We start from the raw sequence: 20,127 nt of genomic DNA on the forward strand, positions 1-20,127 counted from the left end.
GCACCCCAGTGTACACGCCCGCATACCAAGTGTGTAGCTATTGTGCAGTAATAACTTGTGGGGGTGCGGCCGGGGTAGACTCGGGGAGCGCGGTCAGCTGCCGCGGCATCCGGCCGGCCCGCAACCCATTGCCAATAACGATGACCTCCGCAACCTCGTGCACCAATACCACCGCGGCCAACCCCAAAACGCCAAACAACGCCAGTGGGAACAACCCCACAATGATCGCCAACGCTAACCCAATATTGCCGGTCATGATCCGCCGACCCCGCCGCGCATGCGCCAACGCCACCGGAATGAGTCGCACATCCGACCCGGTAAACGCCACATCCGCCGACTCGATTGCCGCATCGCTGCCGGTCACACCCATGGCAATCCCCACGGTCGCTGCCGCCAACGCCGGTGCATCATTGATACCATCCCCAATCATGGCGGTGGGGGACTTATCGACGAGCTCCGCAACGACCCGGGCCTTATCCGCAGGCAATTGCCCCGCCCACACCCGATCCGATGGAATACCCGCCTGCGCGGCGATCGCCTGGGCGGTCACCTCCTGGTCGCCGGTGAGCATGACCGACCGCATGCCCTGATCCGCCAATGCCTGAACCGCGGCCGCGGCCTCCGGGCGCAACTCATCCCGAATCCCCAGGACACCCGCAGGCGTTCCGTCGACCTCCACCACAACCACGCTCATGCCGGCCTGGGACATCTCCGCCACCCGGTCGGCCAACCCACTAGCCCCATCCGTGGGAATCCACCGGGGGCTACCCACCCGAATACGTTTTCCCTTTACCACGCCAATGAGACCCCGACCCGGCTGTTCCTGCACCTCGTGCGCTGTCAGGGCGGCATCAGTGTTGTTGGTGCCGGGTTCGGCGGCCGCGGCCACGATCGCCCGCGACAACGGGTGCGACGACGCCGACTCCACCGCCGCAGCCATGGGCAGGGCATCGTCGACCACAAAGTGGGTGGCAACAACCCGTGGGTTGTTCTCGGTCAGCGTGCCAGTCTTGTCAAAGGCCACCGTCTGAATCGTGCCTAACTGCTCAAACGCCACCCCAGACTTGATGACCACCCCCAATTTGCTCGCGGCCCCCACCGCCGAAATCACCGTCACCGGCACCGCAATCGCCATTGCGCACGGCGATGCCGCCACCAACACCACCAGCGCCCGCTGCGTCCACGTCGCGGGATCACCAACCAGGAACCCAAACAATACAATCAGCAGCGATGCCACTAGCACCGCCGGCACCAGGGGTCGGGCAATCCGATCCGCGAACCGCGCCCGTTCCCCCCTCGCCGACTGGGCCTGTTCCACCAGGCGCACGATCTGCGTCAACGAATTATCCAGGCCATCCGATGTGGCTCGAATCCGCAGCGTTCCCGAACCATTCACCGAGCCAGCCGAAACGCTACTACCAGGGGAAACTCCGACCGGAATGGACTCGCCCGTGATCGCAGACGTGTCCAACCACGACTGCCCCGCAATCACCGTGCCGTCCGTGGCTACCCGCTCCCCGGCACCCACGACTAGCACATCCGACGTCTGTACCTCCGATGCCGGCACCGTGGTTTCCACATCGTCGCGGACCACCCGGGCGGTGTTGGGCATGAGCGACAACAGTGCCCGCAGGCCCTGTTGGGCCCGGTCCATGGCCCGATCCTCCAGGGTTTCCGAAATGGAGAAGAGGAATGCCAGGGCCGCGGCCTCCCCGACGTGGCCCAACAGCACGGCCCCGACGGCGGCAATGGTCATGAGCAAGCCCACCCCCATCCGCGACCGCCCCTTGCCGGTCACGAGCTGCCGGAGGGAGCCGGGGATGAATGTCCACCCACCAGCAATGAGCGCCACCCAGTAGCAGGCGAGGGCGGCGGTGGGGGAGACTGTGTGGTCTAGGACGAAGCCCGTAATGCAGAACACGCCGGCGGTGATGGGGAACATGAGTTCGGTGTCTTTCCACCAGGGTCCGTGCTCTTCCGGCTCGTCAAATAGGGGCTTGGGCGTGCCGCAGGAGCAGCCGCATGCGCTGGTTTCTTCGCCGCTCATGCCTTCCCCTTTGCCGGTGCGGGAGCACAACAGTCGTCGACGCATGGCTGTGATTCGTCTACCATCAGCACCGCGTCCATGAGCGATTCCAACGCCCGCGTGATGTGCGGGTCCGCAATTTCGTAGCGGGTCCGCCGGCCCTCTGGGATGGCGACCACGATTCCACAGGCACGCAGGCAGGCCAAGTGGTTAGAAACGTTTGTTCGAGTGAGCTCTAGGTCCCGGGCCAGCTGAGCCGGGTATCCGGGTTTTTCTAGGAGTGATAGGAGAATACGTGATCGAGTGCCGTCCGCCATGGCTCGCCCCAGGCGATTCATGACGTCCAGCCGAGAAGCAATAGTCAGCATATGGTGACTATACACTGCTTGCTGACCAATGTGGTAGGGGAGTGATGGCTGCTTTTCCGGTACCTTCCGCGCCCGAGCCCTGCCGTCTCTGCGACCTTTGTCTTGGCCTGCGGGCCACAACCTAGTGGGGTGGTAGCGTCTGCATGATTCCGATGGCGGTGAGCAGGATAAGCGGTGTGGCCTCCTGGCAGGACGTGGTGGAAAACCCCTCGGCAGCCTTGTCGGTGATGAAATGCAGCGCTTCGCGGATACCACCGGATTCCTTCACGTTCTGCGCCTGGCGTGCAATGCCTGTTTCGCCATGCTCTTCCAGAAATTTCACCAGCTGATCGAATCGTTCCTCAGCGACTTCTGGCCGGGCATGGTACATGATGCTGACATATCTCCTTGCGTAATCGGGGTTCGTATCCCTGCTTTGGTTGTTTTAGCAGCTCACAGCGCCGCGAATCCGACCGCGAGCATTGGCCCTACCCCAAAAACGCCAGGTTGACAATCCAGTGCGCAATAACCATGGGCGCCAGACGCCTTTGCTTATGCACAATGATGCCGGCGGTAACACCCCATGCAAAGAACGCGAATCCATAAACCACCATGCCCCGAACGTCGATAGCAAACATGGTGTGCTGCAACCCAAACAGCAGCCCCTGAACAATAATGGCAACCACAGCGCCATAGCGGTGCGTGAGACCGGTTTGTAGCCAACCGCGATAAATGATTTCTTCAATCGGCGCATTGGCCAGGAACATAATTGCGCTCAATATGCTTATTGTTGCGATGACGCCGCCGGGCAGTTGCGGGCTTGACTTGCTGAATATCTGCTCAAAATGGTTGAACATGTCGGCACCAAACATGAGGTACATTGCCCCCATCAAGGTGATAATCAATGGGATATATGTGACAACCAGCCAAAGCAGCCCCCACGCAATATCTTTTCCTATCCGATGCCTCTCAAAACCAAGATAAGCCCAGAACGAAGCGTTGTATTGACGAAACGTACGCCAAATAACGACACCGCAGATAATAGTGACAAACGGAAAATAGATAATATCGGTCGGCGGAAAATCCCTGCTAATACCGGTCACCCTGAGGACGCCGTAGGTCGCAAGCGCCAATGCCGCCATGACCACTAGCCGGATGAGCACCAAAAAGAATGGCTTGGCCTGTTGTCTAGCGAATATATCCATCATAACCTCCATTGGTGTTAACCCGCGGTGATTTCCAGTGTAGTGACTGTGCATTGCGTACTCATGCGGGGGTAATAGCAATTTTGTAGCTGCTGATTGGGCTTTACGACGAGGGGGTTGTCTGAATCTTAATAGTGTTCGAGCTTGCCTATAGTAACCATGACTCCATCCCGAACTCATCCCATGGTTCGCAGAGAGATGTATCTATGGTCCATCCTCTTTCTTCTAATTTAGAGATTTCATTCTCTTTTAGGTGAGATTCAGGAGCTGCAACTGCTAGGAGATGGGTGGGGCGAGTAAAAGCCACAAAGCTTCCACAAATAGCTCTTTTGTGTTTGTCCGTAGTTCGCTTCGGAATTTTATGCCCGAGTAGGAATGGGATTATACGTTTGACAAAGTACATCCTGTTAAAAGTATCTAATAGCAGGGTCGCTGCATGTGTTTCACCTTTGATTGCATGGATCGAAGATAGTTCAATTTTAACTCCGTTGTGCTGGAACACATTAGTGGGAGGATAAGGGGATCGATGAATGTTCTCCTTTGGAATGGCGTAGAAATTTTTAATCTTCTCTATTTCTTGATCATGATTACTACCTGGAAGTACTATATCTTTAGTAATATTAAGCAGTAGATCAAAATATGTTATTTTAGAAGTGCTTTTTTCAAGTAATATTCTAGAAAATAGATTTTTGATTTCTCCAGCGTCTATCTTGTTGTCATGTAGTGTTTGAATCAGGTTTTGGTATTTTCTTCGGGCAGAAGTTTTTATAGCAAATTTATCATTACTGATAATGCGGGTAAATCCATCGGCTAAAATCTCAACTCCATCACTTAACATCCCTGATTCTTTGATGCTTAATTGTGCATGGACAACATAATCATAAAAATGTTTAAAATCTCTTGTTTGTTTATCTGCAGAGAAAGGAGGGTAATAATCTCGAAGCGAATAGGGGCGTTTCTCCTCATTTTCTCCCCTGATTCTGTCTCCAATTGCAGCTACCTTATTATTACTAATAACATCCGGTGGAATATTAGATGATACAATATCGGCAAATGTTGGGAGTACTTTTTCAATATTTTGGTCATCAAATAGAATAAAATGCAGAGGATTTTGCGGATTAGAATCGTTGATTCCCTTTAATCCTCCCTCAATTCCTGATACCGCAAGAGAAGTAGCAATGGTTGCTATTTTTCCATTTAGCCGATGACTGTTGGCGATGGTGATAGAATCCTTATTGGGAAAATTAATCTTTTCAGAGCTGGAATAAATTGCTTGATTTGGATCACCAACTCGTTGAATCACTGATTTACTCTTTTTATCCGCACCAGAATCAAATAGGTGGTTGAGTAATTCCATCTGAGCTGATGAGCAATCCTGGGTCTCGTCAGTAATCACAAAGGGAAATCGGTATCTAATCGATTGTATTATTTCTGGGCATATTTCAAGTGCTATTTTGGCAAAAAATAAAATTTCATCGTCCGTTATAATTCCGTTTCGAATGGATTGCCAAAATACTTTTGCAATTTCTTGATATGTCAAAGTGTGTTTGCCAGGTGCATTCTTTTTATCTATCAGTTTGTCGCCAAAAGGGGAATTCTCATTAATAGATTCGATCTTAATATCTTTAAGCTCTATATGGTGCTGTTCTAGATAGACCCTTGTTTGGTGTGATATTTTCTTGCACCTCCACTCATAGGCAAGATTGGTATTGATTTGTTGAGGCGGATAACCCATAGAGAATAGGTATTGATAGGTGATGAATTGATTGATAAAACCATGAATAGTGCCGACAAAATGTGGTTTACCATTCAAATTATGATTAATTCCAGTTCGCTCTAATCGTGTTGATACTTCATTTTTTGCCACGTTAGTGTGTGATAAAACACAAATACCCTGAGAGGTTGATTCCCATTTCTCCATTAATAGTAATAACTTCATGATAATTAATGTTGTTTTACCACTGCCGGGACAAGCAGATACATCTACTGGGCCTAGATTTTTGAGAAAATCCAGACGTTCTGAATCTAGCGGTTTCAAGTCTGAGTTTTGAGCGATGACTTGAATTTCTTCATCTGTGATAGGTGTTACCGGTAGTAGCATTTATTCAATCACTTTATAATTATGCATATTAGTGTTAGTGCCTGCCGCAAATTCAATTGCTTCAATAATGTACGATGGTAAGTAATCCCTTAACTTCTCAGAATCAGGATTGGTAAACCTTTCATAGAGAATATCCCCAAGATACTGTGCGGCTATCGACTTTGATGCTTTACTTCCCTCGATAAAAAGTCTGTACGCTTGAACGGCAGGGGGTACCGAACGGGCATCAGACAGTTTGTAGAATTCATTGATAGCTTCTTTGCGAATTTCTTCGCGTTTTTTACAATAGTTATCTTCTTTATGTAGACTTTCGTCTTTTAATGCTAATTTAGCTGCTGCAAATACTTCTTTTGCTAAGCCTGCGTATGCCAGATCGTATTCAAAAGTCCAGTGATCCGACACGAAAGTCTTTACGAAATTGCTATCGCCTTCTTTCTTTCTGCGGATATAGTTTTCTCGGCCCTCTTCGATGGATTCTTCATTTCCCCATATCTTGCCAAGTTTTGGATCAGATTCAGATCGCCACCTTCGGGTTGATTTTTTATCCTCTTCTTCACTTTTTGGGTGCTCATACCCTAATATTGGGAGAGCTGCTTCTGGGATGAGATCACGATCCGTTATGTTAGATACCCTGATACCTACAGGTTGAGCATTTTCGTCTTTTCTCTGGAAAATGCGAGAATATCGTCGCAGACCAACACCTCCCACATTAATAATTGAAATGCCATGTTTTGTTAAGTCATAACCAATTAATTTGGCGATGACTGGTATAAGTAGTTCTTCCGCATCACCTTCCACGATAATCAGATTTTCAGCGAAGAATAAATTACTTTTGGTAACATCCAGGAACCTTGACAGGAAACTGTAGTCATTATTTGAGAGTTGGGTTTTGCCCTTTGCTAAAGAATGTGCTTTTCCATGATTGACAAGGATGATATTTTCGACCTTGACTTTTGAAGTAAGAATTGGGCTATGTGTGGAAATAATTACTTGGATTTTTGATGTGCCTTCAGCCTGTTCAAGTAGGTATTCTAGTAACTGTAATTGACGTTGAGGGTGTAGGTGTGCTTCAGGTTCTTCAACCAATAGAAGAGGGAAACCAATATCACCTTTAGCTATGAGTAATAGTTCGCAGGCTATAAATAGTAGATTGTTAGAGCCAAGTCCAAAGCGGCCTCTGTCACTTTGTCCTTCGCTACCTTTGAGCGTTAAATCAAGTTGCTCTAATACTTGTTGTAATTTAGCATCATCCGTTGCTCCGGTTGTAAAAGTAAATTCACCAGTGATGGATTCATTCCGGAGGATTAAATTCGTTAGATGCTTTTGATTTAACTCATCTGTTGCCTCTTTGATGCTGTTGTTATCATTAATAAGTATCTTTAGTAAGTCTGATAATCCGGATAAGCTAAGTTCTCTTAGCTCATTATCCGAAGTGGGTATGTAACCATTAATTATTTTCTCGCCATCATTGATTGATGGGAATTGTTTCAGAACTTGAGACAAGCGGGAGTTTCGTCCTGAAGACATTTCATGTTCTGCGTCACGTAATGGGCGTAGATAGGTACAAGCTAGTAGATTTCTGGTTTCTGAGTCTACGATTTTCCCTACTAAAGCTTCTGATCCGCAGTAAAGTTTTGCGTCATTCCAAAAACGATTGCCATTTTTCTTTTTTTCAACACGCAATGTTAACTGAAGGATAACATCTTCATCCGTTTTTCGTGTCCCAGAAGAATCGATAGGATAGGTTAAATATTCAAGGTATCGAGCTCGATCTTCACAAGATAGATCTTCGAAGATCACACTAATTGTGAAATAATTGGCTTGCTCATTGTTTGGACTGATGTAATAGTCATCATCTTGAAAAAGTTGATAATCCTGATCTCGGGTTCTAAGAAGGTAGCGTATTCCATCTATGATTGCAGTTTTTCCACTATCATTAGGGCCGGCTAATGCTACAACGCCAGGCTGAAAGTCAACTTCTAACGGGTCCTCCTCGCTAAATTGGCGGAAATTCTTAAGCGTAAGTTTGCTTAAATACATCTTCTACCTTTGTGCTCAAAATGCTAATGAAGCAACTATAACATGACGTATTTATCAGTCGTGGGGGATTTGATACCTGATTTTATCGTGAAGCTTATTCAGGAAGCTTATTCAGCTGCTGGGGAAATCCATCTACGCTAACAAGTGGAAGATCAGAAAGAATATGCCATCTAGCTTGTCTTTTGTTATTCCCGGAAACTAGTCATGTTTGGGGACGCTGAATAAGCTTCCTGGTTTAAAAATTGCTTTAGACGTCCCCGTCGTAAAGCGGGTAAAAGAAAAAGGTGAGGCATAAAACCTCACCGTTAGGGGTGGCTGACGGGGCTCGAACCCGCGACACCCAGGATCACAACCTGGTGCTCTACCAGCTGAACTACAGCCACCATCACTGCCTTCAAGCAGTGAGAACAATGCTAACCCAAAAACCCACAATTGTAAAAACCGCTGGTAGTAGGGGGTGTGTGCAAGAAAAACGGGCGCGACATGCCGCGCCCATCAGGGTGACTAGCGGGAATCGAACCCGCGACACCCAGGATCACAACCTGGTGCTCTACCTATTGAGCTATAATCACCATTCCCGCCATGTCGGCGAAACGTTTCAGGATATCACACGGAATTATGGTTGTAAATACTCCTGGTATCGTTCGATCGCGGCAGCCTGCGCCGACTCGCACGCCTGGTTTCGCGGATTCGCTACAAACAACACTCGCCGGTAAAAATCCAGCTCCCGAATCGACTCCACAATATCCGCCAACGCCCGATGCGACATGTCCTTCTCCGGCTGGTGATAATACACCCGTGGCGCCCATCTGCGCGCCAACTCCTTCACCGTCGACACGTCAATCATCCGATAATGCAACGCCTCATCCAACCTGGGCATATACTCCCGAATAAACCCCCGATCCGTCCCAATCGAATTTCCCGCCAACGGTGCCGGATGCTCTAAGTCACAATGCTTCGCAATCAACTCCAACACCGCATCCTCGGCCTCTTTGAGAGTCACCTTCGACTCCCGAATCTCCGCCAATAGCCCCGACGACTCGTGCATGTTCGTCACAAACTCATTCATCTGCCCCAATTCTTCCTCGCTGGCATGCACGACCACATCCACCCCCTCACCCAACACATTCAAATCCGCATCCGTTATCAACGCGGCCACCTCCACAATGGTGTGCTCGTGAATATCCAAACCCGTCATTTCCAGGTCAATCCACACAATTCGATCATGCTTATCCATATCGGCCATAGGTACTAGTGTACGTCGTCGTAAAGTAAGCTAAAACGACCCAAACAGAGGAGCAAGAAAACCATGACACTACCGGCCCCCTCCATAGACGCCCGCGCACTCGTCACCGGCGCCAGCCAAGGCATCGGCATGGCAATTGCCCGCGACCTCGCCAAACTCGGTCACAACCTCATCCTTGTCGCCCGCCGCGCCGACATTCTCGCCCAGCTTGCCGACGAGCTAGAGCGCAAACACTCCATTATCGCCGAGGTCTACCCCTGCGACCTTGCGGATCCCGATCAGCTCCACAAGCTTATCGACGACATCCGCGACCGAAACATCAATATCATCATTAACTCCGCCGGTATTGCCAGCTTCGGCCCCTTCATCAACCAAGACTGGAACTACGAAACCACCCAATTCGCCCTCAACGCCACCGCAGTGTTCGAACTCACCCACGCCGTCCTCCCCGGCATGATCCGCCGAAAAACCGGCGCCATCTGCAATGTTGGCTCCGCTGCCGGCAACATCCCCATCCCCAACAACGCCACCTATGTGCTCACCAAGGCCGGCGTCAATGCATTCACCGAAGCCCTCCACTACGAACTCAAAAACACCGGCGTCAGTTGCACCCTTCTCGCCCCCGGCCCCGTCCGCGACGCCATCATTCCCGAGAACGAGAAATCCATTGTGGATAAGGTCGTCCCCGATGTGTTGTGGACCACCTACGAGTCCTGCGCGAAAGAAACCCTCGAAGCCATGGCCAAAAACCGCCGCCGCGTCGTCCCAGGACCCCTCTCCAAAGCCATGAATGTTGTCTCATCGGTCGCCCCCACCCGCGTCCTCTCGCCGGTCATGGGCTGGTTCTACAAAAAAATGAGCTAGCCCGCCTGGCCAAAATCGGGACCTGGGCAGTCCAACACTATGCGCGCTGTTGGAACTACACTGCCTTATTCAAGGAGGCTCCATGCCCACCCCGACTCTCACTCTCACGCTCTCGCCCGCGGCCAGCCCACCAATCCTCTACCCCGTAGTTAACTGTTCCGAAACCCTCACTGCCAGGCGGGTCCCGTGCCGACACGACCGGTACACCATCACCAACGCTGACCACACCACGTTTCCCCTCGTGCCTGGGGATATTGTCATTGCTGGTAGCGTTGGTGGCGGGGTTGGCGGGGGCGGTGCTTCTGCTGGTGGCGGTGCCGCCCGGGCCGACACGCTAACGCTTTGCGGTGCGGGGGTGGCCAGCACCCATCGCCTCATCGTCACCACCATTATCCGGCTCCAACCAGGAAACCTCGTCTACGGCGACGCTCCCACCGATCCCGAACAACGCGCCAAACTGCGCGCATTCCTCCAACGCCGCGCCTACTCCTGCCACGTCGGCCGCCTCTTCTTCACCAGCTACTGGTCACCCGCATTCGACACCGGCACCTTCCGGGACTTCTTCACCGCCTGCCCCGTACCCATCCACCACTACGTACACATGACCTGCCGGGCGCGCCGGGATACGCTGCTGCGCGACACTGATGTGGAATTCGCCGAATGGGCGAACCGGCTGCTCCCCACCACCAGCGATGACGCCGACGGCACCCATGGCGTCCACATGGTGTTGCGGCAGCATGATCCGGTGCGGCTCTTCCTCACACTTATCGACGCCCACCGGCACGCATACCCCGACCTGGCGGCAGCCGCCACCTGGTCTGAAACCGCTGCCTGGGTGCTGAACTCCCCGGATGCGGCCTTGTTGCGTCGCAGCCTGCGAGACGTGGGGCTTCTCGAAGCGCTGTGCGGGGAGGCCGGGCAATTGTTGGGTGGTGAGCAATCGTGACGCCCCCGGTGTGCATCACGATCAGTGGGGAACACCGGGCGTTCGGTGCCGCGGTGCGCCAGCCATCTGGGGTGCGGCGCTCGGACGAGACAGGATGCCAAGGCCGGGCGCGCCAGACACGTGGTGCCGGTGATACGGGTGGGATGAGTGTGTCACGTCGGTCTGGTGCCCTTAGTAGGGGTGCCTACCCTCATGGGGGTGGAGGTGCCTTAGGTGATGCCCTCCGGTTGCCGGAGGAGACCTTTCCCGCAGTGCCGCTAGCACCGAATTGCTTCTTCGTTTCCGCCCCGCTGCGGCACTATGCCCTCGATGTGGGGGACACCGTTGGCGCCGGCTGGGATGCCCAGGGTCGACTGCGAGTCACCGACGTGTATTGCTTGCAACCAGGTTGGTATGTGCGTGGTTATATTCGGGGGTTCGAGCGTGAGCAGGAGTGTGGGGAGGGGGCTGCTGAGCAGGGACTTGGGGAAGAGTTTGGGCAGGGGTCGGCGCGCCGGCGGGCGATGAGGCAGACAGTGGAGAGTGCCGCCACCGAGCTGTGTTTCTTGAAACGCACCGCGCAACGATTGGCCACAATGAATGATGGGGTGTTTGTGGGCCAGTGGTCCCCGAAATACAGTCGGCACCAGTTGATCGATATGTTCGATGTGCTGCAACCCCGGGTAACCATTGCCGCGATGTTATGCCCCGCCGAGCGGCTTCGCTGGTTACGCGACTGGGTTGCCGGAAGGCTGCTCGCGGCGAATCCCTGGGGGAGCGGAAGAGCGCCGGCCACCGCCGATCCTGCACGTTATCAGGCGGGACGGGACCCGGAATGGTTTGCCCGGGGCCTTGCTACTCCCGAATTCCTGCGGCATATTCAAACCCTAGTTCGGGACAATGCGGATTTGCTAACGCTTATTGAGGCGGGGGAATACGATAGGGCGGTGCGATGGATTCGGGCCTATGATGCGACACTCGCCCGATTAGCCGGGTAGCCATGCGGCAACCAGGTGGTAGCGCACCCGATAAAAAGTGGCCAATTGCACGCTATTGGGTCTCGTCAAGGCAGAGAATGAGTGCCAGAATGGGAATCATGGCTGAAGAATCAGACACTCATCACCTTTTGCAATTAGTCGAAGCCGAGCACCAAATGGGGGAGGATGCGGATGCCGTGCTTCGGCTCGGTGCCATGATTATGGCCGCAGGCACCGGCGGCTATCGCGTTATCCGAGCGATGAAACGGGCCGCACGTGCCTTAGGCTTTGACCGGGTTGAAGCCGTGATCTCGGTCAATAATATAACCTGTTCCTTCCATAAGGGGGAGCTTTTCCGCACCATTGTGGTCAACCGGGATAATCCTGCCGTGGATGCTTCCCGCATTGAGGCGCTGGAAAACTTGAGCCATCACATGGGGAGCAGCTACACCGCGGAGGAGCTGCACCGGGAGCTTGACCAGATCGAACAAAGAGTCGGAAAGCGGTGGCCTGTGTGGGTGCAGGCCCTGGCCGCAGGCCTGGCCTGTAGCGGGTTTGCGGTGCTCAACCACTATCCGTTCCTGGAGGCAGTGGTGGTGGCCCTGGCTGCCGCGGTGGGGCAGATTGTTCGGCATTCATGCGCCCGCCGCCATCTGAATCAATTGGGTACAACCGCCATGGCTGCCGTGGTCGCCAGCCTCATGTATTTGTTTATGGCGAAGGGACTCGCCATGGTGGGGATTATTGATTCACCCACGTTCACCACCGGATATGTGGCGTCCGTCCTGTTCCTTATCCCCGGGTTTCCGCTATTCTCGTCGCTGTTGGATCTGAGCCGTTTCGACCTGTTTTCCGGCCTGTCCCGATTGTGCTACGCCACGACGGTGATCTGCACCGCAACCATGGCGGCGACCGCGGTGTCGCTGATTACGGGGTTGCAGCCCCTGCCGCCGGATCCGGCGACACCGAATCTTTTGTGGTACCTGGAGGCCACCGGGGCGACAATTGTTGGTATTGCCGGGTTCGCTATTTTGTTCAATTCTTCCCGCCGCATGGCGATTACCGCCACCACGATCGGCACGGTCGCTAACATGGTGCGTCTCGTGTGCGCCGAGGCCGGGTTACAGCCCCAGTTTGCGGCGTTTATCGGGGCTCTGGTGGTGGGCCTGCTTGGTGCGCTTTTGACCAAGCGCATCAGCATTCCCCGCATCACGATTACGGTGCCGGCGTCGGTGGTGATGATCCCCGGCACTGCGATTTACCGCACCGTGTACTACCTCAACAGCGGCGACATTGACAGTGGCGTGGGCACCGCGGCGTCGGCAAGCTTAAGCATTATCGCTATCGGCGCCGGTCTGGTGGTGGCGCGCATGCTGACCGACCCCGACTGGACGTTTGGCCGCCACATTGACCTGCACAAAAACGTCGACGACCGCTAGCTTTCCGCTTGTCGACGCCTAAAGCAGGTCCGTGCGGCCGCTCCGGTAGCGTAGCTGGCCAGCAACCATGAGGAGCGCCAGGCCCAGCACCAGCCACAGCGCGGAGACGCCGCATTCTACGAGCATGAGGGCAGGTGCGTTCTCCCGGAGGGCGGCCACCAGCCAGGTTCCGGGCAGAACCTCGCACACCTCGCGGATTCCCGCCGGGTACGTGGCATGGGGCAGCAGTACGCCTGCCGATAGCGGCACCACCGCGGTGACGATATTGGCCAGCCGAAACGGGTCGTGCAACACGATCGTGCCGGCCGCACACACCATACCAACCCCCACGCTGGTGACTGCGGCAGTGCTGATACCGGCGAGCGTCAACGCATAGAGTTGCAGGTCATGGTGTGGATCGGCGACGAGCACCATGGTGGTCACGATCAGGTTTGTTGCCGTCACGATCCCAGCCAGGGGCACGAATTTCGACACCCAATAGCGCAGGTGCAGGGGAGCGGTGGCCATGATGTGGGCGAGAATCCCCTGGGCTCGATCCCGGACCACCGCGGTGGTAATACCACCAGTCATGGTGGTAATTGTGGTTACGACCAGGCTGGCATCCGTCACAATGATGGTTTCTGGAACCCGCAGCCGGAGCGCGATAACCAGCAGTAATACGACCTCCAGCAGGGGTGCTGCCACCAGCGTGACCACTGCGGTACGTGGATTCGCCAGCGCCGGCATGGATTGGCGGGCGATCCGTAACGCCACATACCATTGCTTGCAATCGGACATCACGCCACCTCCAGGGTGCCGGCCACCGTTGCGCGCCGAAGTGCTATCCGGGCGAGCCATCCGCCACTTGCCAACCACGCTGCCGACACCGCTAGGGTGGCGACGATACGGCCCGGATCAATGTTTGGTGTGGTCAGCACCGTGATCGCGTGGCTGGTAGGAATCACCCATCCCACCGCGGCAAGCTGGGGGAGTGGGGAGCCGAACATTCCCGACAGCACAATCATGGGAACCAGCAGCAAGGGCTCGTACGCGATGGCGTTGCGCGTAAACACGAACGTGGTCGCCACCACCACGCTGACCGACAGGCAAGCCAGCCAGTAGAGCGGCAGGCCAAACCCATTGATTGCGCCGACCGGCTGGTGAAACACGACGGCCAGGCCCGCCGCCAGCGGAAATGACAGAATCCCAAAGCAGGAGCCTGCCGCCACTATCGGCCCGAGCGTGACAATAGGCGACCGGGGTGAAAACAGCACATGCACTAGGGTGCCCTGCATCCGCTGAAAACCAATCATCCCCGCTGACACCGTGCACACCGACCACATGCCCACCAGTGCCGCCCGCGCCCACAGCTGCGGATCCGGGCTTAGAATCGGCCTGGTGGCGGCGCGCATCGCCAACAGTTGCAGCAAAAACATTGAGGTGGTTGACGACACCAGCAACCCCACGAAATATCCGACCCGGGCAAACTGCCGCAGGTGAAACCACACCATTCGCATAACCGAAATCATGATTGCCCCACCAGTGCCAGGTAGCTTTCCTCCAGGTTGGGCTTCCTGGTCATGACGTCAGTTACCGTCAGGCCCACGGCGTCAGCCAGCGCGGAAACATCCGTGGGGGCGCCACACCAACTGATGAGGCCAGCGTGGTGGGCGGCCATCCGCACACATGTAACGTGCGCAATCGAATCATAGCGGGTGAGAGTGGCGAGGAACTCCCGCAGCCGCGGCTCTGTGCCCAGCGGGGTGGTGAACGAGGTCACCGCGGTGATGCCGGCACGTTCGGCGATGTCGGCGACCCCGCCGGTGACGATGATGCGCCCATCAATGAGCACATGGATCGTGTCGGACAGCTCTGCCACCTCTGTGAGCAGGTGTGATGTGAGTAGTACGCCCGCGCCGTCGGTGGCTAACTCCCGGATGAGGGCCCGAATTTCGACGGAAATCTCCGGGTCCAGGCCGTTGGTGGGCTCGTCGAAAAGCAGCACTTGGGGGCGAGACAGCAGGCCGCGCGCGATGTGGAGGCGTTGCTTCATGCCGCGCGACAGCTCCCCAACCGGGTCGAACATGCGGTCGGTGAGGCGGACCTGCGCGAGAGCGTCCTTGACTCGGGATCGGCGGCTGCGTGACGGAACGCCCGCGACGTCGGCGAAGAACAGCAGGTTATCTTTGACGGAAGCGTGCTGGTAGAAGCCGGTTTCGCCGCCCAGGATGATGCTGATGTGTTGCCTTGCTTGTCGACGCCTTTGGGTGGCGTCAATGCCGCATACCGTGATTGTGCCGGATGTGGGCGCCAGGAGGGTCGAACACATTTTCACGGTCGTGGTTTTGCCGGCGCCGTTCGGGCCGACCAATGCCACAATCTGGCCGGGGTGAATGTCGAAGGATACGTTGTTGACGGTGGTGGTGTTTCGGAAGCGTCGCGTGAGTTGGCGTGCCGAAAGCACCGGGTTGGGTTGGTTCACAGTGAACTCCATGAGTTTTGGGAAAGCATGGGAAGATCGCCGGCGCCAGAAATGATGGAAATCAATAGGGCGCGGCGTGATATGCCCACTCAGGGGCGCGTCATGGGTTCGGCTGTAGGCCAACTAACCTTGCGTTGTGGGTTGAGGTTTGCTGCAGGGATCAGCTATTCCGCTACCCAGTGACGGTGCCTGCGCGGTGGGCGAGTTGGCGAACAATGATTGACATGTGGCATGCTCCAGATTTCTGTGAATGATTGGATATATGGGATTTTAGTATAGGGGAGAGCACAAAGGTGTTTTCTTATTGATATGTTTGCTTGTCCAAGTTGAGATTGGATGTTCCGGTTGAAGTTTGATTATTTGCAGGGTTTTTGTATTTTTAAACCCCGATATACTGGGTCCTGACTTTGGATGATTGCTAGGATCACTGGGGTTGCTGGGGTTCGGCTCTGTGATATACTTGGGGATCTTTCCGCCCAACACTCATAACTGCTGGGGTTCGACTCTCAAATCCCTTGATATACTTGCTTTTGGTCGTCGGCAAGCCAGTCTTCGGCTGGGGTTCAACTCTCAAATCCCTTGATATACTTGTTATAGCCCCAAAAATAGGGTTTGAACAGGTAATATCAGGGGATTTTACTTTTAAAAAATCATAAGCTGGCTCGGTGTTTCCTCGGCTTTTGTTTCATCAGCGTTGGAATATCGAATAGTTTTTGACCATTGTGTATCCGTCACAGCCAAAAACCGCACGTCACCACCATGAGGTAGCTCGGTTTTAATACTCTTCGCCAGGATGTGCAGTCGAACACCTAGTGGTAAATACTGCACATATACGCTGAACTGAGCACGACAAAAACCCAAGTCAAACAGGTGATTCCGAAACCGATTGGCCTCCGAACGTTGCTTCTTTAATCACCACAGCGGCATGGGCGAGAGGCACATCTACTTCGGAACCATCTTCATGCTTGCGTACATGGACATTACCTCGTTTATACGTCAATGACCCCTTGAAGTCACTGAAGTCGAGGACTTGCCAACCACTGTCACTCATTTCTTCATTTCACTTCCCAACATATTGGTAGATGAGCTGCGCTATGGAGTCGAGGACGCCCAAGCGCATCTCGGCGGATAATTTTGACGTGGCCGCTACTGAATAGTTTGTTTACAGTGATAATCCAACTACGATTATCAATAATCTTTTTAATTTCGGGATTGACGTTAGGTTTTAATCCCTCTTTGCTGAGGTAAAGAGGTCGGAGATTCAATCGGGTAACTGAAGTTAAGCCAGCAAGTCGCCATCGATTGACAGGACCATATTCTTCTCGCAACTTTACAATTCCGGGAGTATCAAATGATGAGGTATCAATGAGTAGTTCATCATCGCTGACCAGCCAGCCCAAATATTCCGCAGTGCCATTCGCTAGCGCTTTGCGTAGTAGTGCTTCACATGTTCGAACACTAATAGTTTGTGGCTTGAGCTCTACGGTGAATAGGTCTTCTTTGCGGAATTTGAGAAGATCAACCGTGTACACCTGCATGAGACAATACTTGTATTTTTTGCCACTGGGAACGCGGAATAACCGCACATGATGATAATTACTTCCCAGCTTGGCGAATCCATCCCGAATGGGAATGGATGCAGCGGCTACTGGGAACACCGTGATTTCATCGGAAGCCGTAAGATGTGTTCCATGAATCCGAATCGTTCGATTTGGGTTTTCCGGCAAGCCAGTCTTGGGGTCATAATCTGGGTCACGGGTCAACGCGCACCATAGGGCTTCGCTGGATGCCCGATCAATATCTGTAGTAGAGATTGCGTCACCCACCTTGAGCCGGGTTAACTTGCCAATCGTGTCTTCATGTGCCGCACCATTGCCAAGCCGCAGACGCAGGTTATGCATAACAACAATGCGATCTTGTACGAGTGCATTATTCAATAGTTCTGCTAAGGCCTGCATGCGGTACTTCCACTTGGTCCACTCAACCTGATGCACATGATCCGAGCCAGTAAATTCCCGCCATTGGGGCGCTTTGCGGCGCAGCTCCTGGTCGAATTTCATATTCGACCGTAGTGCTAGCGTTTCCGCAACATAATTCGACGTGAACGCAACAACCGCGGCATCTACCGCGTGATGCCGGCGATCCAACCGCGACTTACCCTTACCATCGACGAATTCCAATTTGCCGGAAATACCCGAGGCCCTTCGTGCCTCAGCCGTCAAAGCACCCTTATACACCCGGACTTTTGTGTCACCATCCTTGAACTTTTGCGCAATCCGGGAGCGGAGCTCATTCGCCATCCACGCCACGGATTCCAAGGAACGAGCATCAATCGGCTCATCGGTGGCCTTACGCCGTAGCCGATCGCACACTTGCTTACGGAACTTATCAAATTCAGGTTTACGCAGGCCAGAATCCGTAACCCAGTGGTGAGTTCGTTCGATCGCTTTTTGAACAGAGACACCAGGTCGAGAGGTATTTTCTGCCCACACCGCAAATGCGATATTAGACTTTGAACTGTTGCACTCACGGCACACTGCGACGAGATTATCCCTGGTATTGGTGGAACCTTCACCCGCTTGTGGGATGATGTGGTCCATTTCAGAATTCTTAAAGCTAATCTCTGCTCCGCAGTATGCGCATTTACCATTCTGCCGTTGGATTGATTGAAACCGCCAGACATCTGCACGGCTTGGTCGACCCTCGATGCCTAATTTTTCCTGCATCTCGGCCACCACTTTTACATTCCGCTTTGCACGCTGTTGATTGTCCCGGTCAAGTTCCCGCGCACTTGATTCACTCATGAAAGCAGCCCGTACGTGCTCAATATTGACAGACTTTGGGGCACCCCACTGGCGTTCCGCCGCGTTTAACCACCGAGCCGTTGCCTTCAGCACCCGATCAACCGCAGGATTTCCCACCCGCTCGCCGATTTCCGGTGCCGGCGGTGCCCAATCATTCGAAATCTTAAACTCTGCCTGCCGCGCCTCATATAAATCCATGCCCTCGCCAATCATGCGTTTGGTGAGGCGATCAAGAGTGTCCTCGCTATAGGCTGCGCGACCAATGGGCAGGTGAAGCCCATCAAGCTTCTCCTGATCCTCGTCAGAAATACCGAAAAAGAACTCCTGCACTTGGGCGCCAGCCTGGGAATCAAAATCATCCACCTCAGCGTTCGACAACGCCTTCACCATGGCTGCCCGGGCATCGGCGTCGGCAGACTTCCACCACGTGGCAAGTGGCTTAATCTTCGTGTTTTCCATGATCCGGTTAGTATCGTGAACCGGTGGTTTAGCCCCGGCGCGCTCACCATCATCAGTCATGATTGCGGTACCCACCAGGTTGCCGCGGTCGATCTTGAGCTGTTCCGCAACCAGCTGCCACGTGGGCTCCTGCTTAGCAGGCAAGCTCCGCAGGTAATCGAAAACCAGCCTGGTTTCCTCGGTGGTGAGGCGCCGATTCCCCTTACCGCCGCGGATCCGCAAATTACCGATCAATGCCGCAATACGATACTGCTGGAACGCATCCGATGCCTTCAGTGCGCGCTTCTTCGTGGGTTGCAGGGGATCCTTACCCACCTGCTCTGCGGCTGAACCCTTCGGAGACTCGGCCGCAAACACGTGGTCAATGATCTGCCTTACCAGCTCGTTGGAAAGGCCTTGAACCTTGGCAATGGTATGAATCTCGTTGGCATTGTCACTTTGTCGTGGCCTGGCCGCTAACAGACTATTCTCGCCACGCAGCCTTGTCTTGCCCAGATTCATGCCGGTTACCAGTTGGCCTACCGTGATGGTTTCCGGGATGGTTCGCCCCAGCTGCTTCGCGCATTCCTCCTGCATTGCTAAAAAGGCATCTGATGGTTCCGTCACGGTATACAGGGCAGTGACCTTGCTGTAGGGGTTGCGCCACCCTCGGTGCCTGGCGATATGGCGCAGGGCAATGGACAGCTTTTCGCCCAGTTCTTGCTGATCGGTGATGGCGGTGGTGGCCAACTCGGCCCGCACCCGCCATGGGTAAAACGGGTCCTCGTACTTCTCAAACTCCTTGAGCGGCCAACCCTGGGAGCTAATAAACTTGTCGAGCTTGGCAAGACGCTTGCGTTTCCGCCGATAAAGCCGCCGGGTTCGCCGGGCTATGCCCGAGGTCGCTAGTCGAGTAGCGGCGGATTTGGCGCTATCCGGGTCGACACCTGAGTCGTGGATGAGGGAGATAGCGCTGAGGATTTCCGTGGGTTTTCCATCATCATCGATGGCGATGGCCGCCATGCCAAGGGAATAAGACCCAACGTCGATTCCCACCCGGTAGTTCACGTTTGCCGAGTTCAAGGCGAATCCTTTCGTAAAAAGAAAGCCGACGGAGGTAAGTCCGTCGGCTGGAGCATTCTGCGCCGGAAACTAGCCGACACTTACTGAGGTTCAACTCTGCAAGCAATGATAAAAGGAAAAACCTTGATTCGCAAGACTTATTTAGAAAATCGCAAATAGGGGTAATTGAGG

The 20,127-nt window shown here is 54.0% G+C and carries 15 protein-coding genes, 2 tRNA genes and 1 pseudogene; 4 read left to right on the plus strand and 14 right to left on the minus strand.

The features are described from left to right. Positions 1–37: 37 nt before the first annotated feature. The 9 genes from HBA49_RS02575 to orn all read right to left on the minus strand — a co-directional run bounded on the left by HBA49_RS02575 (position 38) and on the right by orn (position 8,965). A complete protein-coding gene (locus HBA49_RS02575; RefSeq protein WP_005525963.1) occupies positions 38–2,092 on the minus strand; it encodes a heavy metal translocating P-type ATPase in 2,055 nt (684 codons plus the stop codon). Beyond that, the gene (gene cmtR / locus HBA49_RS02580; protein WP_005525777.1) at positions 2,044–2,394 is read right to left on the minus strand and encodes a Cd(II)/Pb(II)-sensing metalloregulatory transcriptional regulator CmtR; all 351 of its coding nucleotides are present in this window, start codon (positions 2,392–2,394) and stop codon (positions 2,044–2,046) included. The genes HBA49_RS02575 and cmtR overlap by 49 nt, the downstream gene beginning before the upstream one ends. Before the next feature lie 121 nt (positions 2,395–2,515). Beyond that, entirely contained in the window at positions 2,516–2,764 is a 249-nt protein-coding gene (locus HBA49_RS02585) for a hypothetical protein (RefSeq protein WP_005526045.1), read from the minus strand. Between the two features lie 97 nt (positions 2,765–2,861). After that, a complete protein-coding gene (locus HBA49_RS02590) occupies positions 2,862–3,581 on the minus strand; it encodes a CPBP family intramembrane glutamic endopeptidase (protein ID WP_225866145.1) in 720 nt (239 codons plus the stop codon). 145 nt (positions 3,582–3,726) lie between these two features. Further along, entirely contained in the window at positions 3,727–5,679 is a 1,953-nt protein-coding gene (locus tag HBA49_RS02595) for a UvrD-helicase domain-containing protein (protein ID WP_005526375.1), read from the minus strand. Next, complete coding sequence (locus HBA49_RS02600; RefSeq protein WP_005526584.1) at positions 5,680–7,719, minus strand: ATP-dependent nuclease; 2,040 nt, start codon at positions 7,717–7,719, stop codon at positions 5,680–5,682. A gap of 310 nt (positions 7,720–8,029) precedes the next feature. Further along, positions 8,030–8,102 (minus strand) — tRNA-His (locus tag HBA49_RS02605). Positions 8,103–8,218: 116 nt separating this feature from the next. Next, a tRNA-His gene (locus HBA49_RS02610) sits at positions 8,219–8,291 on the minus strand. Between the two features lie 44 nt (positions 8,292–8,335). Further along, the gene (gene orn / locus HBA49_RS02615; RefSeq protein WP_005525634.1) at positions 8,336–8,965 is read right to left on the minus strand and encodes an oligoribonuclease; all 630 of its coding nucleotides are present in this window, start codon (positions 8,963–8,965) and stop codon (positions 8,336–8,338) included. 63 nt (positions 8,966–9,028) lie between these two features. Between orn and cmrA the strand changes: the two genes are divergently transcribed. The 4 genes from cmrA to HBA49_RS02635 all read left to right on the plus strand — a co-directional run bounded on the left by cmrA (position 9,029) and on the right by HBA49_RS02635 (position 13,170). Continuing rightward, positions 9,029–9,829 (plus strand): mycolate reductase, encoded by an 801-nt coding sequence (gene cmrA / locus HBA49_RS02620; protein WP_005525798.1) that lies wholly within the window; start codon positions 9,029–9,031, stop codon positions 9,827–9,829. 82 nt (positions 9,830–9,911) lie between these two features. Then, positions 9,912–10,775, plus strand: a complete 864-nt coding sequence (locus HBA49_RS02625; RefSeq protein WP_005525965.1) for a hypothetical protein — start codon at positions 9,912–9,914, stop codon at positions 10,773–10,775. Further along, complete coding sequence (locus HBA49_RS02630) at positions 10,772–11,752, plus strand: hypothetical protein (protein ID WP_081455688.1); 981 nt, start codon at positions 10,772–10,774, stop codon at positions 11,750–11,752. Before HBA49_RS02625 ends, HBA49_RS02630 begins: the two co-directional genes overlap by 4 nt. 98 nt (positions 11,753–11,850) lie before the next feature. Further along, positions 11,851–13,170, plus strand: coding sequence for a threonine/serine exporter family protein (locus HBA49_RS02635; RefSeq protein WP_112767261.1), 1,320 nt, complete (start codon positions 11,851–11,853; stop codon positions 13,168–13,170). 18 nt (positions 13,171–13,188) lie between these two features. On the opposite strand, the gene HBA49_RS02640 is transcribed toward HBA49_RS02635, so the two are convergent. The 5 genes and pseudogenes from HBA49_RS02640 to cas9 all read right to left on the minus strand — a co-directional run bounded on the left by HBA49_RS02640 (position 13,189) and on the right by cas9 (position 19,941). Continuing rightward, on the minus strand, positions 13,189–13,947 hold the full coding sequence (locus tag HBA49_RS02640) for an ABC transporter permease (protein ID WP_005526248.1): 759 nt from the start codon (positions 13,945–13,947) through the stop codon (positions 13,189–13,191). Next, on the minus strand, positions 13,947–14,678 hold the full coding sequence (locus HBA49_RS02645; RefSeq protein ID WP_005525604.1) for a hypothetical protein: 732 nt from the start codon (positions 14,676–14,678) through the stop codon (positions 13,947–13,949). The genes HBA49_RS02640 and HBA49_RS02645 overlap by 1 nt, the downstream gene beginning before the upstream one ends. Next, positions 14,675–15,631 carry an ABC transporter ATP-binding protein gene (locus HBA49_RS02650; RefSeq protein WP_005525755.1) on the minus strand — a complete coding sequence of 319 codons (957 nt, stop codon included), beginning with the start codon at positions 15,629–15,631 and terminating at the stop codon, positions 14,675–14,677. The genes HBA49_RS02645 and HBA49_RS02650 overlap by 4 nt, the downstream gene beginning before the upstream one ends. Before the next feature lie 642 nt (positions 15,632–16,273). Beyond that, positions 16,274–16,525 (minus strand): annotated as a pseudogene (gene cas2, locus HBA49_RS02655) (CRISPR-associated endonuclease Cas2); the annotation flags it as partial. 161 nt (positions 16,526–16,686) lie between these two features. After that, positions 16,687–19,941, minus strand: coding sequence for a type II CRISPR RNA-guided endonuclease Cas9 (cas9, locus tag HBA49_RS02660; protein ID WP_040431960.1), 3,255 nt, complete (start codon positions 19,939–19,941; stop codon positions 16,687–16,689). Between the last annotated feature and the right edge of the window lie 186 nt (positions 19,942–20,127).

The organism is Corynebacterium matruchotii (assembly GCF_011612265.2).
Taxonomy (GTDB): domain Bacteria; phylum Actinomycetota; class Actinomycetes; order Mycobacteriales; family Mycobacteriaceae; genus Corynebacterium; species Corynebacterium matruchotii.

Bases quoted from the DNA above. Each gene is read 5' to 3' on its own strand.
- HBA49_RS02600 (WP_005526584.1), bottom strand. From the start codon at position 7,719: ATGTATTTAAGCAAACTTACGCTTAAGAATTTCCGCCAATTTAGCGAG.
- cmtR (WP_005525777.1), bottom strand. From the start codon at position 2,394: ATGCTGACTATTGCTTCTCGGCTGGACGTCATGAATCGCCTGGGGCGA.
- HBA49_RS02625 (WP_005525965.1), top strand. From the start codon at position 9,912: ATGCCCACCCCGACTCTCACTCTCACGCTCTCGCCCGCGGCCAGCCCA.
- HBA49_RS02640 (WP_005526248.1), bottom strand. From the start codon at position 13,947: ATGTCCGATTGCAAGCAATGGTATGTGGCGTTACGGATCGCCCGCCAA.
- HBA49_RS02590 (WP_225866145.1), bottom strand. From the start codon at position 3,581: ATGATGGATATATTCGCTAGACAACAGGCCAAGCCATTCTTTTTGGTG.
- cmrA (WP_005525798.1), top strand. From the start codon at position 9,029: ATGACACTACCGGCCCCCTCCATAGACGCCCGCGCACTCGTCACCGGC.
- HBA49_RS02645 (WP_005525604.1), bottom strand. From the start codon at position 14,678: ATGATTTCGGTTATGCGAATGGTGTGGTTTCACCTGCGGCAGTTTGCC.
- orn (WP_005525634.1), bottom strand. From the start codon at position 8,965: ATGGCCGATATGGATAAGCATGATCGAATTGTGTGGATTGACCTGGAA.
- HBA49_RS02585 (WP_005526045.1), bottom strand. From the start codon at position 2,764: ATGTACCATGCCCGGCCAGAAGTCGCTGAGGAACGATTCGATCAGCTG.
- HBA49_RS02575 (WP_005525963.1), bottom strand. From the start codon at position 2,092: ATGCGTCGACGACTGTTGTGCTCCCGCACCGGCAAAGGGGAAGGCATG.
- HBA49_RS02635 (WP_112767261.1), top strand. From the start codon at position 11,851: ATGGCTGAAGAATCAGACACTCATCACCTTTTGCAATTAGTCGAAGCC.
- HBA49_RS02595 (WP_005526375.1), bottom strand. From the start codon at position 5,679: ATGCTACTACCGGTAACACCTATCACAGATGAAGAAATTCAAGTCATC.